The sequence below is a fragment of the Rhizobium cauense genome (genome assembly GCF_019511525.1).
In the GTDB taxonomy this organism is placed as follows: Bacteria; Pseudomonadota; Alphaproteobacteria; order Rhizobiales; family Rhizobiaceae; genus Rhizobium; species Rhizobium cauense.
The window spans coordinates 151,329-167,324 of record NZ_JAEUAT010000005.1 but is presented as its reverse complement, the minus strand read 5'-3'; the positions used below and the strand labels follow the sequence as shown (position 1 = coordinate 167,324).

General features: G+C 58.9%; 16 protein-coding genes. 5 read left to right on the top strand and 11 right to left on the bottom strand.

The genetic code is table 11. The features are described 5' to 3' along the window. Positions 1–203 precede the first annotated feature (203 nt). Positions 204–776, top strand: coding sequence for a polyhydroxyalkanoate synthesis repressor PhaR (gene phaR / locus JNB88_RS11440; protein ID WP_220355568.1), 573 nt, complete (start codon positions 204–206; stop codon positions 774–776). Positions 777–779: 3 nt separating this feature from the next. Here the strand turns inward: phaR and JNB88_RS11435 are convergent, their stop codons facing one another. The 5 genes from JNB88_RS11435 to mtgA form a co-directional block, all read right to left on the bottom strand. Next, the gene (locus tag JNB88_RS11435; protein ID WP_037131815.1) at positions 780–1,184 is read right to left on the bottom strand and encodes a hypothetical protein; all 405 of its coding nucleotides are present in this window, start codon (positions 1,182–1,184) and stop codon (positions 780–782) included. Positions 1,185–1,327: 143 nt separating this feature from the next. Continuing rightward, positions 1,328–1,513, bottom strand: coding sequence for a 50S ribosomal protein L32 (gene rpmF / locus JNB88_RS11430; protein WP_016556742.1), 186 nt, complete (start codon positions 1,511–1,513; stop codon positions 1,328–1,330). Between the two features lie 156 nt (positions 1,514–1,669). Next, positions 1,670–2,317, bottom strand: a complete 648-nt coding sequence (locus tag JNB88_RS11425) for a glutathione S-transferase family protein (protein ID WP_220355567.1) — start codon at positions 2,315–2,317, stop codon at positions 1,670–1,672. A 12-nt stretch (positions 2,318–2,329) separates the two neighbouring features. Beyond that, positions 2,330–3,049 carry a DUF1868 domain-containing protein gene (locus JNB88_RS11420; protein WP_220355566.1) on the bottom strand — a complete coding sequence of 240 codons (720 nt, stop codon included), beginning with the start codon at positions 3,047–3,049 and terminating at the stop codon, positions 2,330–2,332. A gap of 97 nt (positions 3,050–3,146) precedes the next feature. Further along, positions 3,147–3,893, bottom strand: coding sequence for a monofunctional biosynthetic peptidoglycan transglycosylase (gene mtgA, locus JNB88_RS11415; RefSeq protein ID WP_220355565.1), 747 nt, complete (start codon positions 3,891–3,893; stop codon positions 3,147–3,149). A 134-nt stretch (positions 3,894–4,027) separates the two neighbouring features. On the opposite strand from mtgA, the gene JNB88_RS11410 reads away from it, so the two are divergent. Beyond that, a complete protein-coding gene (locus JNB88_RS11410; RefSeq protein ID WP_220355788.1) occupies positions 4,028–4,945 on the top strand; it encodes a polyprenyl synthetase family protein in 918 nt (305 codons plus the stop codon). Positions 4,946–4,969: 24 nt separating this feature from the next. On the opposite strand, the gene ispG is transcribed toward JNB88_RS11410, so the two are convergent. The 3 genes from ispG to JNB88_RS11395 form a co-directional block, all read right to left on the bottom strand. Further along, entirely contained in the window at positions 4,970–6,220 is a 1,251-nt protein-coding gene (gene ispG / locus JNB88_RS11405; protein ID WP_037131804.1) for a flavodoxin-dependent (E)-4-hydroxy-3-methylbut-2-enyl-diphosphate synthase, read from the bottom strand. A 98-nt stretch (positions 6,221–6,318) separates the two neighbouring features. Then, the gene (locus JNB88_RS11400) at positions 6,319–7,512 is read right to left on the bottom strand and encodes an MFS transporter (RefSeq protein WP_220355564.1); all 1,194 of its coding nucleotides are present in this window, start codon (positions 7,510–7,512) and stop codon (positions 6,319–6,321) included. Positions 7,513–7,562: 50 nt separating this feature from the next. Next, a complete protein-coding gene (locus JNB88_RS11395) occupies positions 7,563–8,345 on the bottom strand; it encodes a DeoR/GlpR family DNA-binding transcription regulator (RefSeq protein WP_220355563.1) in 783 nt (260 codons plus the stop codon). A 243-nt stretch (positions 8,346–8,588) separates the two neighbouring features. Between JNB88_RS11395 and JNB88_RS11390 the strand changes: the two genes are divergently transcribed. From JNB88_RS11390 to JNB88_RS11380, 3 genes are all read left to right on the top strand, one after another. Further along, positions 8,589–9,362 (top strand): amino acid ABC transporter substrate-binding protein, encoded by a 774-nt coding sequence (locus tag JNB88_RS11390; RefSeq protein WP_220355562.1) that lies wholly within the window; start codon positions 8,589–8,591, stop codon positions 9,360–9,362. 104 nt (positions 9,363–9,466) lie between these two features. After that, complete coding sequence (locus tag JNB88_RS11385; protein ID WP_220355561.1) at positions 9,467–10,147, top strand: amino acid ABC transporter permease; 681 nt, start codon at positions 9,467–9,469, stop codon at positions 10,145–10,147. After that, a complete protein-coding gene (locus tag JNB88_RS11380; RefSeq protein ID WP_220355560.1) occupies positions 10,144–10,905 on the top strand; it encodes an amino acid ABC transporter ATP-binding protein in 762 nt (253 codons plus the stop codon). The genes JNB88_RS11385 and JNB88_RS11380 overlap by 4 nt, the downstream gene beginning before the upstream one ends. Positions 10,906–10,926: 21 nt before the next feature. Here the strand turns inward: JNB88_RS11380 and JNB88_RS11375 are convergent, their stop codons facing one another. The 3 genes from JNB88_RS11375 to JNB88_RS11365 form a co-directional block, all read right to left on the bottom strand. Beyond that, a complete protein-coding gene (locus tag JNB88_RS11375) occupies positions 10,927–11,487 on the bottom strand; it encodes an NADPH-dependent FMN reductase (protein ID WP_220355559.1) in 561 nt (186 codons plus the stop codon). 69 nt (positions 11,488–11,556) lie between these two features. Further along, a complete protein-coding gene (gene pyc / locus JNB88_RS11370) occupies positions 11,557–15,021 on the bottom strand; it encodes a pyruvate carboxylase (protein WP_220355558.1) in 3,465 nt (1,154 codons plus the stop codon). Between the two features lie 115 nt (positions 15,022–15,136). Further along, on the bottom strand, positions 15,137–15,877 hold the full coding sequence (locus JNB88_RS11365) for a helix-turn-helix transcriptional regulator (protein ID WP_037132381.1): 741 nt from the start codon (positions 15,875–15,877) through the stop codon (positions 15,137–15,139). Positions 15,878–15,996 lie beyond the last annotated feature (119 nt).

Here is a 15,996-nt window from a genome sequence, read left to right as displayed (position 1 = left end):
GGAAACTGACAAAGCTTCACTGTCGAGTCAAACGACAAGAGTGTGCCACTCAATTTTAGGGATTGCTTACGTTGGGACAAATTATCTCTGCCGCAAAAGGGGTTGCCGCATCGCACAAAGAGATTGTCACTGAGCTTCTTTTGCGTCTACATTCCTAGGTGGAGGAATTTCCATAACAATCAGACGGGCTTCGGGAGACTGATATGGCGAAGAATGACGGGCAGATCGTAATCAAGAAATACGCCAATCGCCGCCTCTATAATACGGGCACCAGCACTTACGTGACGCTGGAAGACCTGGCGGAGATGGTGAAGAAGGGGGAGGATTTTACCGTTCAGGATGCCAAGGGCGGCGACGACATTACACACTCCGTGCTGACACAGATCATTTTCGAGCAGGAATCGAAGACAGGCAACACACTGCTACCGATCTCATTCCTTCGCCAGCTGATTACCTACTACGGCGACCAGATGCAGATGGTCGTCCCGAGTTTCCTGGAACATTCCATGCGCGCCTTTACCGAACAGCAGGCGCAGATGCGCGAGCAGGTCACGCGCGCTTTCGGCGAAACGCCAATCGGCAAGAACCTGCAACTGCCGATGCAGATGGTCGAAGACCAAGTCCGTCGCAATACAGAGATGTTCCAGCAGGCCATGCAGATGTTCTCGCCGTTCATGACCCCACCGGCCAAGGAAAGCCGCAAGGCGGAAGCAAAGGACATCGACGAGCTGAAAGAACAGCTGCGCGCGCTTCAGAACAAGCTCGATAATCTCTAGACTTCAGAGCCCGATCGAAACGTCGCGCCCGGCGGTGCGAATAGATACGGCAAAGCCGCCAATCACATCGATCAACGCAATCGTCATCAGGATGAAGAAAACCTGGGTGGCCGCATCCTGGACGAGGAGAAACTCGACCAGGAAGGCAATGAAGACGAGCATCGACAGCATGTGATTGGTCAGGCCGCCGTCATTGCGCGTGGCCTTCAGTATTTCGAAGAACAATACTGCAAGTGCGACGACGATGAACAGATCGCCGAGCGACATGCTCCACATGGCTCCCGAAATCATCGACAGAACAATGACGTCGTTTTCGAGCGACGGAAGCCCGCCACCGCCCATCAGGCCCAGCATCGACATATTGTAAAGAATGAATGGAATAATCATCAGCGGTACGGCATTGAACATATGGCATATCTCCCCTCAACAGGAGAATAGTGCCGTAAACAGCCGCATCACTTCAAGATATCAGAAGAATGTATTTATCCTGAGAAAAGCAAAAGGCCGGCGCATGGCCGACCTTCAACTCTTACAAGCAAAGCGCAAAAGTATTATGCGCTTTCCTTCGGCGTCAGAACCTGACGGCCGCGATACATTCCGGTCTTCAGATCGATATGGTGCGGACGGCGCAGCTCGCCGGAGTTCTTGTCTTCAACGTAGGTCGCAGCCTTCAGCGCGTCGGCAGAGCGGCGCATACCGCGCTTGGACGGGCTCGTTTTTCTCTTCGGTACAGCCATTTCTCTTACTCCACTTCACGGGCAAACACATCCTACGGCCAGACTGGCGGCCGAAACGACGTATCGCGATTTCGGAAATTTTGCGCGCTTATACATGCCTTGAGGGGGCTTGACCAGTCCCCAAGTTTATTTTTTGGAATTCTGGCGATTCAAGGGTCAGACCTCGTCTTCCTCGACAATCCACGGCTCGGACCGCGCCGCTTCTTCCCACTTCTTCCAGGCAGGATGCGCCTTGACGGCTGCGATGTAGCTCAGCGTGTCGCCTGCCGATACGAGGTCATAGACCTCGAAACGGCTCACAACAGGAGCGAACATCGCGTCGGCACCGGAAAAACTGCCGAAAAGGAATGGTCCGCCAGAGTGGGCACGCAGGTCGCGCCAGATCGTCTCGATGCGGGCGACATCGGCCATGACGCCGTCAGCTAGAGCAATTTTGCCCTTCGGCCGTCGGATATTCATCGGGCAAGCGCTACGCAATGCCCTGAAACCTGCAAGCATCTCCATCGAAACCGCGCGCGCAACCGCTCGCTTCGCACGATCCTTTGGCCATATGCCGGCTTCAGGGAAAAGCTCGGCTACATATTCAATGATTGCCAGCGACTGCCAGACACGAACATCGCCGTGTTGAAGCACCGGGACCTGACCGGTTGGCGAAAACTCCCGGAAGCGCGGATTGCCCGCGGCGAAATCGAAGGGAACCAGTACCTCCTCAAAGGGAATGCCCGCGGCCGCCATGGCGATCCATGGCCGAAACGACCATGACGAATAGTTCTTGTTGCCGATATAGAGCGTGAGCTTGTCCAATGGGATCTCCTTCTATTCCTCGGGCGCGAACACAAGTCGCTCCTCGAAATGGTTCATGTCTTCGAAAGTGCAAAACGCGGGCGGCCTCAACGCTATGACGGGAGCACTTTCACGCAGCGTGGCGAGCAGGTGGTCAAGCATGGCCTGCCATGCCGGAAGCGCTGCGTCCTGTAGCCATGCTATCGGATAGCAGAATGTAATGTGGAATTCATATGTATCGTGATCCGGGTGCCTGTAGCCGAACACCCTGGCGAGAGCGTCACGCCACTCCTTCATAACGCGCCGATCCGCGGCCGTAGCACCGTTCACGGTAAGCCCGACCGGCGTTACCTCGGTAACTTCAACATCGAAGGGACCGAGCGACTCGAAGGATTGAAGTCGATCCAGGTAGATCTCGCTCATGCGCTCGATCGCGGTATCAAGCGCCACATCCTGCGGCCAGTAGGGCAGCCTGCGGCGATACTCGATGATCCCCTGAAACAGCGTCATGTGAAGACTGGAAATCGGCGTGAAGGCAAACTGAGATGCTTCCGGCATCTCCAGAAAGCTCTTGCGTGCCTCGATGATCGCCTGCTGCGCAGGCGATCCTTCGACCAAGTGGCAGACGACGGTATTGCCCGGCTCGCGCAGAAATGTACCGCTTGCATCATAGCGTGTCCCCAGATGCTTTGGCGGGACAAGCTTGTGGGTAGCGGAATAGGTAAGAAGGCTAGGCGAAAAGGCGGTCATCATCGCTGGCGATCCGGTCGTTGGTGGCGGGATTTCCGTCCATACTTTTGAATCACGAATGCCGGATGACACTCATAAAGACCAACGACTTATTCCGATATCAATCATAAATGCATCTTATGTATTCGCCCGAGCCACGGGCGCGCCGCTCGATGAGGCTCGCCAGGCGTCGCAGCCCTCGCCCAGGCTTGCCGGCGTTGCGGTCGAAGGGGTTGGGAAGCGACACGGCCAGAAGGGCGGCCTGCCGGCTGGTCAACTTTGACGCCGGCACCTTGAAGTGATGGCGTGCCGCAGCCTCGATGCCGTAGATCCCCGGCCCCCATTCCGCAATGTTGAGGTAGATCTCCATCAAGCGTCGCTTTGACCAGATAAAGTCTGCGGTGACAGCCAGTGGCAGCTCGAGCCCCTTGCGAACGAAGGAACGGCTGTTCCACAGAAACAAGTTCTTCACCGTCTGCATCGGGATCGTACTGCCGCCGCGAGTGGCCTGGCCGCTCAACGTATCCTCGACAAGCATACGCATCTCACCCCAATCGACACCGCCGTGGAAACAGTATTGCCCATCCTCGGACATCATCACCGACTGCACGAGAACCGGAGAAATATCGTCGAGCGACACCCATTGCCGGTCGTAACCGCGCAGCAAGACCAAATCGCGAAGCATGAGCGTGGAGACGGGATGGATGAACGGAAGCAGATAGAGGACGATCAGGACATAGGGAAGGATGACAAGCGCCGCCAGCGCGAGTGCGATGCGCATTATGACGGGACGCCCTTTCACCCAAAGAAACACGTGCCTGTGAAACGGCACGGTCATGCTGTCCTCTCTCTCCGGCGTTATATCCAATTCCCCGACCCAGTCTCTTGCCCTTCTCCTCCATACCGTTTGCGAACTGGCATTGCCAGAGACAAAGGAAATCTTCGCCGGACCATCGACAATTCCGTTGCAGAAGGACTGTGGCTCATGCCAAACAGCGCGCCATGGAAGACGCAAGCTCTGAAACATTCGAAGCCAGACTGACCGCCACGGCGCGGGAAGTTGAAACCGTGCTCGACACTCTGCTGTCGCCATCGGCGCTAAACGACGAGACTACCAGGCCGGAACGGCTGCGGTCGGCGATGCACTACGCCGTCCTGAACGGCGGCAAACGGTTGCGGCCCTTCCTTGTCGCGGAAACGGCATTGTTGCTCGGGGGCGACAGGGACGCGGCGCTGAGGATTGGAGCGGCGCTCGAATGCGTACACTGTTATTCGCTGGTTCACGACGATCTGCCGGCAATGGACGATGACGATCTGCGCCGCGGCAAACCGACGGTGCACATCGCCTATGATGAGGCGACCGCCATTCTCGCCGGTGACAGCCTGCTGACCTATGCCTTTGACATCATTGCGGCTCCCGAGACGAACCTGCCTGATAAGGCCAAATTGGCGTTGACGCTGGCGCTGGCCCGCGCTGCGGGCATCGGAGGCATGGCAGGCGGGCAGGCTCTCGATCTTGCCGCCGAGAAACAGGCGCCGGACGAACAGGGCATTGTCACGCTTCAGGCCATGAAAACAGGAGCGCTTATCCGCTTCGCCTGCGAGGCGGGCGCGATCGTCGCCGGCGCCTCTTTGGAGGATCGCGCGAGATTGCGGCAGTTCGGCGAGCGGATCGGTCTTGCCTTCCAGCTCGCCGATGACGTTCTCGATCTCACTTCCGATGCTGCCACCATGGGCAAGGCAACGGGCAAGGACGCTGGCCGTGGCAAGGGCACACTGGTGGCAATGCATGGCATGGCATGGGCGGAAGCCAAGCTTGCCGAGCAGGTGCGCGAGGCAGAAGCATTGCTGGCTCCTTACGCGGAGCGCAGCATCGTCCTTGCCGAAGCGGCCCGCTTCATTGCCGGACGGAAGAACTGAAGCCGAACCGTTTTCGGTCGCGCTCTATTCAGCCGCCGTCTTCTGTCCAAAGCGCTTTTCGATGTAGTCGATGACAAGCGCTTCGAAGTCGGAAGCGATGTTCGGCCCGCGTAGGGTCAGCGCCTTCTGGCCATCGATAAAGACGGGCGCCGCCGGCGTTTCACCGGTACCAGGCAGCGAAATGCCAATGTCAGCATGCTTGCTTTCACCCGGTCCGTTGACGATGCAGCCCATGACCGCAACATTCAATGCTTCGACGCCCGGATACTTCTCGCGCCAGATAGGCATGTTCTTGCGAATATCGCTCTGGATATTCTGCGCCAACTCCTGGAAGACTGTCGAGGTCGTGCGCCCGCAGCCGGGACAAGCGGCAACGACAGGGATAAACTGACGGAATCCCATCACCTGAAGCAGTTCCTGGGCGACCTGCACTTCGCGCGTCCGGTCGCCGTTCGGTTCCGGCGTCAGCGAGACACGGATGGTGTCACCGATGCCGTGCTGCAGCACATAGCCCATGGCGGCTGAAGAAGCCACGATCCCCTTGCTGCCCATTCCGGCTTCGGTAAGGCCGAGGTGCAAGGCATGATCCGAGCGCTCGGAGAGCATCGAATAGACGGCGATCAGATCCTGTACCTGGCTGACCTTGGCAGACAGGATGATACGATTTCGCGGCAGACCGATCTCTTCGGCCAGATTGGCCGAGATCAACGCAGATTGGACGATCGCTTCACGGGTCACCTGGCGCGCCGAAAGCGGCGAGCCGGCTTCAGCGTTCTGATCCATCAACGCCGTCAGCAATTCCTGATCCAGCGACCCCCAGTTCACACCAATGCGCACCGGTTTGTCGTAACGGATCGCCATCTCGATGATGTCGCCGAACTGCTTGTCTTTCTTGTCCTTGAAGCCAACGTTGCCCGGATTGATACGGTATTTCGCCAGCGCCTCGGCACAAGCCGGATGATCTGCAAGAAGCTTGTGGCCGATGTAGTGGAAATCACCGACGAGCGGCACGTCCATGCCGAGGCGCAACAGCCGCTCGCGGATCTTCGGAACCGCGGCCGCGCTCTCGTCGCGGTCGACGGTGATGCGGACGATCTCTGATCCCGCCTTGAAGAGGGCCGCCACTTGGGCGACCGTGGCATCGATATCCGCCGTGTCGGTATTCGTCATCGACTGAACGACGACAGGCGCGCCGCCGCCCACGATGACGCCGCCAACATCGACGGCGACGGATGCACGGCGCGGCTTCGGATCAAAATCTGCAGCAGAAGACATGTAGAGTTCTTGAACCCCTAAAATTCGTGTCTTTCAGGTGGATCATGCCTGCTTTGTTGTCAACCCGCCCCGCGCATCACTTTTGTTTGGAGCACGGCTCAGTGACCGCCGCCCGAAATACCATCGGCATAGCGCGCGAGGTTCGAGAACAGCAGGACGACGACAAGCAAGACGGGCAGCGCCATGAAGACCACGCTGAAGCCGATGTGCTCTGCCACGAAACCGATCACGGAGGGCGCAACCAGCATGCCGGAGTAACCCATTGTGGTGACAACAGACAGGCCGATGCCAGCCCTCAGACCCGGAACATTGCCGGCAGCCGAGAAGGCGATCGGAACCATGTTCGAAATCCCGATCCCGCAGAAGGCAAAGCCGAGAATCGCAATTTCGGCGTTGGGCGCGAAGGCGGCCAGAAGCATGCCTGCGATAGCAAACAGTGTGCAGATGCGAAGCGTCATCACGCCGCCGAGACGATCACGAACGAGATCGCCGCCAAACCGCATGATCGCCATGGTGAGCGAGAACGCAGCAAAGCCGAAGCCGGAGACGGCCACGGATGCGCCGAGTTCCTGGCGCAGGTAGAGCGCACCCCAGTCCAACACGGCGCCCTCCGGAACCATGGAGAAAAGCGCCATCAGGCCGAGCAGCCAGGGCAGCGGAGTGAGCGGCAGCCGCAGCTTTTCCTTCTTTTCGTCGGGGTGCGGCTGATCTGTCAGGATCATCGGCCACGCGACTGCGAGGAAGACTGCAGCCAGCACGGTTGCGATCTGCGCATGCCAAAGCACGCCAAATTGGGAGATCAGCAACCCTCCGAGACCCGCGCCGATCAGACCCCCCAGGCTCCAGAAGGCATGGCACGAAGACATGATGGCTCGCCGCATCGATTGTTCGACAGCGACGGCATTCGCATTCATGGCAACGTCCATCGCGCCGATGAAGCCGCCGAACAGAAAGATCGAGATTGCTCCGGTCAGGACATTTGGCGACAGCGTCAGCGCAAGCAGGCAAGGCAACAGGCAAACCGCAGCAACCTGCGCCACGCGCTTCGAACCGTAGCGTGCGATCTGCGTCCCTCCGATCGGCATCAACATCAGCGAACCGACGCCAAAAACAAGGATCATGAGACCGAGTTCGAACTTGCTGAGTTGCAGGCGTTCGGCGAAGTCTGGAATCTTCGGCGCCCAGGAGCCGACCAGAAAGCCGTTCATCAAAAACAGCAACGAGACTGCCGCCCTGCCCTTGGTCACGAAACCGCTTCTTGCGGTCGTTGCCACCTTCACTTGATTATCCATGTCTCTTCCCAATATGCGTGGCGACGGAACCAGCCCGGCGCTCGATTGAATTAAGCTTTCACCGTCTCACCGGCCACGATCGTCTTGCAGCCGCGTTCGCGATAGTGAGCCAGCACGGCTGGATCGGCGTCGCTCTCCACCACCAGACACCCACAATGCGCCACTGGAAGAACGCCATGCGGCGCAGCGGTGGCAAATTTCTCCGAGGTCACCGCAACCAGGACCTCCCTGCTCCGCGATGCCGCAAAGCGCTTGAACTCGGCATCCTCGAACCCGAAGGTCGTAACACCGGCTGCCAGATCAATACCGCAGGCGCCGAGCACGCAGAGATCAGGCGACAGCGACTCCATATCCCGCATGGCTTTCGCACCAAGCGCACCACCAACCTGCCGATCGACAAGACCCCCTATGAGAATGACATTGACCAAAGGCTTTTCGAGCAGTGCGGTAGCGATCGCCGGCGCGTTCGTGGCCGCAGTCAATACCATGTCGGCTGGTAGCGCCGCGGCGATAGCAAGATTCGTACTGCCGGCATCGAAGAAGACTGTCGATCCCGGCACTATCTGCGAAACGGCAGCGAGCGCCAGTGTGTGCTTGCGATCCCGCGCAACCCCCATCCGGTGGTTCAAGCTGGTGCTGGCAGGTGAAACCGGCAGCGCACCGCCGTAAACGCGCTCGCAGAGGCCCGCGGCCGCCATCTCGCGAAGATCCCGCCGCACCGTATCCTCGGATACACCGAACTCTTCCGCCAACTCGGCGGCAAGGACACGACCGTTGGTCTGCAGCTTGCGCGAAATGGCGCTTTGCCGTTCTTGCATCAGAAGTTCATTCATGTTCGTGCCGGTTTTCTCAATCTTCTCGCCAATCAGGCAATAACGTGCATAAACAAATGAGAGTAGGCACGCAAGGTGGGCGCATACACGTTTCGTCACGCCACGAAACAAGGCACACCGAAATCGTGAGATATGAGAAAAATATTCGCACCTGCCGATTTTATTCGCAGTTTTCTACGCTTCCTCTTGAATGCTTTTCTGCGATTTTCCATGCATCGAACACACCGTGAATTGGACAGAAAAATGAACCTCCTGAAGACCATCGCTGCCGCAGCACTGATCCAGGCCGCCGCACTTCTTCCCGCCGTCGCAGGCGATAACCTCGCCGCCATCAAATCCGCTGGTGTCTTCAAGATCGGCACCGAAGGAACCTATGCTCCGTTCACCTTTCACGACGCGAGCGGCAAGCTGGTCGGCTTTGACGTAGAGATCGGCGAAGCGATCGCTGCCAAGCTCGGCGTCAAACCAGAGTTCGTCGAAGGCAAATGGGATGGCTTGATCGCCGGTCTCGACGCAAAGCGTTACGACACCGTCATCAACCAGGTCGGCATCACCGAGGCGCGCAAGCAGAAGTATGATTTCTCCGAGCCCTACATCGCCTCTAAGGCCGTGCTTATCGTTCGCGATGGCGACGACAGCATTAAGGGCTTCGCGGATCTCAAGGGCAAGAAATCCGCTCAATCACTGACCAGCAACTTCGGCAAGCTCGCCCAGGAGGCAGGTGCCGAACTCGTTGGTACCGACGGCTTTGACCAGTCCATCCAGCTGGTGCTGACCAAGCGCGCCGACGCGACGATCAATGACAGCCTTTCCTTCCTCGACTTCAAGAAGCACAAGCCGGAAGCGCCGGTGAAGATTGTCGCAGAGCAGGAAAATGCCGATTACTCCGGTATCATTATCCGCAAGGGTGAGCCGGAACTGCTGGAAGCAATCAACAAGGCGCTGACAGAGATCAAGGCTGATGGCACCTACAAGAAGATCTCCGACAAGTACTTCGGCCAGGACGTTTCGAAGTAAGTCGCGGCTACAGACGGCTTGCTGCCGCCGCCACATCCTTTATATGTGCCTGAAAAGCGTCCAGCGAAACCTCGCTGGACGCGTCTTTCTTTGGGGATTGCACCTTGCCGAACTGGCTCCAATTGATGGCGGATTCGCTCGGGCCTCTCCTCTGGGCTGGCCTGATCTTCACAATCCCGCTCACCCTCCTGTCCTTCACGTTCGGTCTTATCCTTGGGCTGATCACCGCAATAGCGCGGCTCTTCGGGCCGGCACCTGTTGTCGCCATTGCCCGCTTCTATGTGTGGGTTATCAGAGGCACGCCGCTTCTGGTGCAGCTCTTCGTGATTTTCTACGGGCTGCCAAGCATAGGCATCTTGCTCGACGCCTTTCCGGCGGCACTGATCGGCTTCACCCTCAATATCGGCGCCTATAGTTCGGAGATCATCCGCGCCGTCATCTCGTCCGTACCGAAGGGGCAGTGGGAAGCAGCCTATTCGATCGGCATGAGCTGGCGCCAGGCGATGAGCCGCACCATCTTGCCGCAGGCTGGGCGCGTTGCGGTGCCGCCGCTCTCCAATACATTCATCTCGCTGGTGAAGGACACTTCGCTTGCAGCCGCCATCACGGTGCCTGAGCTGTTCCAGGCGGCGCAGCGCATCGTCGCAACCACTTACGAGCCGCTGATCCTCTACATCGAAGCCGCATTGATATACCTTGCCCTGAGTTCCGTTCTGTCAGCGCTGCAGGTCCGCCTTGAGCGTCGCTTCGCCCGCTACGGCGGCATGCTGGAGGCAAACGCATGATCGAGCTTTCTCATATCGAAAAGCGCTTCGGCGACGCCGTCATCCTCAAGGACATCAGCATCCGCATTCCAGAAGGAAGCGTCACGGCGCTCGTCGGTCCTTCGGGAGGTGGCAAGAGCACGCTTCTGCGCTGCATCAACCTGCTCGAAATCCCGACATCGGGCATGATCCGCCTCGGCGAGGAGAAGCTGAGCTTCGCCCCGGGCCAGAAAACCGGCTGGCAGGCGATCCAGAAGATCCGCCGGCAGACCGGCATGGTATTCCAGAACTTCCAGCTCTTCCCGCATCAGACCGCCATCGAGAATGTGATGGAAGGACTCGTCACCGTGCTCCGATGGCCGAAAGAGAAGGCGCGGGAACGCGCAATGGAACTGCTGACGAAGGTCGGCATGGCACACAAGGCCGACGCCTGGCCGTCAACGCTTTCGGGCGGTCAACAGCAGCGTGTCGCAATCGCCCGTGCGCTTGCCCCATCGCCGCGCGTTCTTCTCTGCGACGAACCTACATCGGCGCTCGATCCGGAACTCTCGGCTGAAGTGGTAGATGTTCTCGGTCGTCTCGCGACCGAGGGCACGACGATGGTGATGGCGACGCATGACCTGCGTCTTGCTTCGAAGATCGCTAATGACGTTGTCTTCCTCGAGGCCGGAAGCGTGGTGGAGACGGGAAGCGCACGGAACATCTTCACAGCGCCGGAGCGCGAGCGCACCAAGCGCTTCATCTCGACGATTAACGCCGCCCATACTTACGACATTTAAGCACGGGCGGCGGGTAGAGCGTCAGACCGCGCGTGCCGCCTTTAGCGCTCTGCCCCACCAGATGAGCTGGTCAAGCTGGTTCTTGGCGGCCTCGACGAGATGCGCGTAGTCGTTCAGGCTCTTTCCGTCCTTGGCGACCGAGAGATATTCCGGGAACGAGATGTGAACGCCGGTCTTCACTGAAACAGCGCTCATTTCGACGAAGATCAACCGCAACTGCTCGACCGCGCGTGCGCCACCGACGCCGCCGTAGCCAACGAACGCGACAGGCTTATGGATGAATTCGCCGAGGTCGATCGCATTCTTGAGGACTGCGGTCGGGGCATGATTGTACTCGGCCGCCGTGAAAATGTAGCCGTCGAACTCGCGTAGCTTCTTTTTCCAGCGCTCCGCGGTCTGGTTCTGGGCTTCGGTCGCGCTTGCCTGTCCGAGGAATGACATCGGATAGTCCAGGAGATCGAGAACCTCGACCTCGAGGTCGGGGCGGCTTGCGGCAATTTCGGCAATCCACTTGGCGGGATGATCCGCAAAGCGGCCGATACGTGTGCTTCCGACGATAACGGCAATCTTGAGCTTACTCATATCAATCCTTTTCATGGAAAATAAACGGGGCGACCCAAAGGCCGCCCCGTTGCTTTGTTCCTATGTCCATCAGCCGGCGTAACTGACCAACAAGTCCTTGGCATCGATCTGATCGCCCGCCTTGACGAGCACTTCGGCGATCGCGCCGTCCTTTTCAGCGTGTATCGCCGTTTCCATCTTCATGGCTTCGATGGAAACAAGCACGTCGCCGGCATTGACCGTCTGTCCCGGTGAGACAAAGACACGGGAAATGACGCCAGGCATTGGTGCACCGACATGTGCTGCATTGCCGGGCTCCGCCTTGCGGCGGGCAGCAGCCCCAGTCGCACCGTGGGCGCGATCCGGAACCTTGATGCGGCGTGGCTGGCCATTGAGCTCGAAGAAGACAGTGACCATGCCCTGGCTATCGGTCTGGCTCATCGCCTGATTGACGATGACAAGCGTCTTGCCCTTCTCGATATCGGCAAACAGCTCCTCGCCATCGGCCAAGCCGTAGAAATAGGCCGGCGTCGGCAGCACCGAGACCGGGCCGTAGGTGTCGGAAGCCAGAGCGAAGTCGGTGAAGACCTTCGGATACATCAGGTAGGAAGCAAACTCGAAGTCGTTGACCTCCCGCTCCAGCTTGGTCTCGATTGCCTTGCGCTCGGCATCGAGGTCGGCATCGGCAAGAAGCGAGCCCGGACGCACCGTGTAGGGTGTATCACCCTTCAGCGCCTTCTTCTGAAGCGCCTCCGGCCAGCCAGACGGAGGTTGCCCGAGGTCACCCTTGAGCATGGAGACAACCGATTCCGGGAAGGAGACTTCCTTGTCGGCGCTGACGACATCGGCGACTGTGAGATCCTGCGAAACCATCATCAGCGCCATGTCGCCGACGACCTTCGAGGACGGCGTCACCTTGACGATATCGCCGAACATCTGGTTGGCGTCGGCATAGGCCTGCGCCACTTCGTGCCAGCGCGTTTCCAGGCCGAGCGAGCGGGCCTGTTCCTTGAGGTTAGTGAACTGACCACCCGGCATTTCGTGCAGGTAGACTTCCGAAGCCGGCCCCTTGAGGTCGCTTTCGAAGGCCGCGTACTGATGGCGCACTGCCTCCCAGTAGAAGGAGATGCGGCGGATCCATTCCGGATCGAGACCAGGATCGCGTTCGGAACCGCGCAGCGCCTCGACGATCGAACCGAGGCAGGGCTGCGAGGTGTTACCCGATAGCGCATCCATCGCCGCATCGACGGCATCGACGCCGGCATCGACGGCAGCGAGAACCGTTGCCGCGGCGATGCCCGAGGTGTCGTGCGTGTGGAAGTGGATCGGCAGGCTGGTCGCGTCACGTAGCGCCTTGAAGAGGACCTTGGCAGCAGCCGGCTTCAACAACCCGGCCATGTCCTTGAGGGCGATGATATGCGCACCGGCCTTTTCGAGCTCGACGGCGAGATCCGTGTAATACTTGAGATCGTACTTCGGACGCGCGGAGTTCAGGATGTCGCCCGTGTAGCAGATCGCTGCTTCGCAGAGCTTGTTCTCTTCGGCCACCGCATCCATCGAGACGCGCATGTTCTCGACCCAGTTCAGGCAGTCGAAAACGCGGAAGAGATCGATACCGCCGGCAGCCGCCTGCCGAACGAAGTATTTGACGACGTTGTCAGGGTAGTTCTTGTAACCGACGCCGTTTGCCCCGCGCAGCAGCATCTGCAACAGCAGATTTGGTGCGGCCTCCCGGACGAGCGACAGGCGTTCCCACGGATCTTCCGTCAGGAAGCGCATCGAGACGTCAAAGGTCGCTCCACCCCAGCATTCGAGCGACAAGAGATTCGGCAGGGCGTGGGCATAAGTGCCGGCGATCCGGGCGATGTCATAGGTGCGCATGCGGGTCGCAAGCAGCGACTGATGACCATCGCGCATTGTCGTATCGGTCATCAGGATGCGTTTTTCATTGCGCATCCATTCGCTGAACTTCTTCGGGCCGAGCTTGTCGAGCAGCTGCTTGGTACCGTCAGGAATGCCGTTGCCGTTGGTATAGGGGACGATCGGCTCGGCTATGTCAGCCGATGGCTTCGGCCGGTCCTTGGCTTCGGGATGGCCGTTGACGGTGACATCGGCGAGGTAGGTCAGAAGTTTCGTCGCGCGGTCCTGTCGCTTCACCTGCTGGAAGAGCTCCGGCGTCGAGTCGATGAAGCGCGTCGTGTAGCTGTTATCCCTGAACTTCGGATGCGTGATGATCGCTTCCAGGAAGGTCAGGTTGGTAGCGACGCCGCGGATACGGAACTCCCGCAGCGCGCGATCCATGCGCGAGATCGCTTCCGACGGGCTCGGTGCCCAGGCCGTAACCTTGACCAGCAGCGGATCGTAGTAGCGGGTGATGATCGCACCGGAATAGGACGTACCGCCGTCGAGACGGATGCCGAAGCCGGACGCCGAGCGATAGGCGGTGATGCGGCCGTAGTCCGGGATGAAGTTGTGCTCCGGATCTTCTGTGGTGATACGGCACTGCAGGGCGTGGCCGTTGAGGCGAATGTCCTTCTGCTCGGGAACCCCCGATTCCGGCGTGCCGATGGCAAATCCGTCAAGAATGTGGATCTGCGCCTTGACGATATCGATGCCGGTGACGACTTCGGTAACCGTGTGCTCGACCTGAATGCGCGGATTGACTTCGATGAAGTAGAATTTGCCGGTGTCGGCATCCATCAGATACTCGACGGTGCCCGCGCCGATGTAGTTCGTAGCGCCCGCGATCTTCAGCGAGTATGCCGCCAGTTCCTGGCGCTGGGCTTCGCTAAGGTAGGGGGCCGGCGCACGCTCGACGACCTTCTGGTTGCGACGCTGGATCGAGCAGTCGCGCTCGAAGAGATGAACGACATTACCGTGCGTATCGCCAAGGATCTGGCTTTCAACGTGGCGAGCGCGTTCGACGAGCTTCTCCAGATAGACCTCGTCCTTGCCGAAGGCGGCCATCGCCTCGCGCTTGGCTTCCGTCACCTCGCGGGCAAGGTCGGCTTCCGAGCGGATGACGCGCATGCCGCGTCCGCCGCCGCCCCACGACGCCTTCAGCATCACAGGATAGCCGATCGCCGCCGCCATCTTGGCAACCTCAGCCATATCATCAGGCAGAGGCTCCGTTGCCGGCACGACAGGCACGCCGACGGAGATGGCGAGATTGCGCGCCGCCACCTTGTTGCCGAGCTGGCGCATTGTGTCGGCCGTCGGGCCGATGAAGATGATACCCGCTTTGTTGCAGGCGTCGACGAATTCCGGGCTTTCCGACAGAAGGCCGTAGCCGGGGTGGATCGCATCGGCGCCCGAAAGCTTGGCGACACGGATCACTTCGTCGATCGACAGATAGCTCTCAATCGGGCCGAGATCACGGGCAAGATGCGGCCCGCGTCCGACCTGGTAGCTCTCGTCGGCCTTGAACCTGTGCAGCGCCAGTTTGTCTTCTTCCGCCCATATCGCGACCGTTTTTATCCCGAGCTCATTGGCCGCGCGAAACACGCGGATGGCAATTTCCGAACGGTTGGCAACAAGTATCTTGGAAATGGGCAATGCAGTCTCCTCACGGCATCGAAACGGGCAATGCTGCACCCGCGAAGAGAAGTCTTAACGCGCTGTCACGGAAAGTTCAATTTCCTGGACCGCACGAAATAGAATTTCTCTAAGACTAGGTGATGAGCCCATGCCGGAAGGCGACGGCAACTGCATGCTGTCTGTTTTTTGCTTTCAACTTGTCCTGCAGCCCATTCATGTACCAGTCGACCGTGTGGTTCGAAATCTTTAACCGCTTGCCGATCTCCACCGACGTCATGCCTTCCGCGAGATACTGAAGAATTTCCATCTCTCGGCGCGTCAGGCGCGTGTCGATGCCGGAAACCTCTTCGAGAGACTGCGCTTCTCCCTTGAGGTCGAGCAAACGCCAGAAGGCCTTTCGTGCGACTGCGTCGAAAAGCGAGATTTCGACTGGCGAGAGATCCACCTGTGGTCCGCCGACGCTCATATTTCCGAGAATGCCGTTTCGACCCTGGATCGGGAAAATATACCCGTCCTTCAGGCCATGGCTGTGTGCATCAGCCATCATCTGCTCCATGCGGCGATGATGCGGATCCTTGCGAAAAGCTGCAAGGCTGTCCTTCCAGCGGAAGGGTCTTTGAGCGTAGGCGAGGTAACGAACCGTGGGATCGCTGAGAACATATTTTTTCGAAAGATAGATCTGCGGCCATTTCTCCGGCCAATGGCCGGCAAACATCAGGCTGATCGGATCTTCGGTCGGTTTGAAATGTCTCAGGAGACCATAATAGTGAAATCCGTAGGAACGGATGACCTGTTCAAGTTCAAAGACCACTCCCTCCGGCTTCCGACACTCTTCAAGAACGACAAGCAATTGAATTAACGAATGAATATTCATAAAAATGCCCCTACCAAACTGGGCTCTGCGCCGAATGGCCACGACGAGCGGGCGTGGTGGTTTGACCCACGCCCTTTAATGCAATCAAAAACGTCAATCTATGGTGTGCCAGCGCAGCC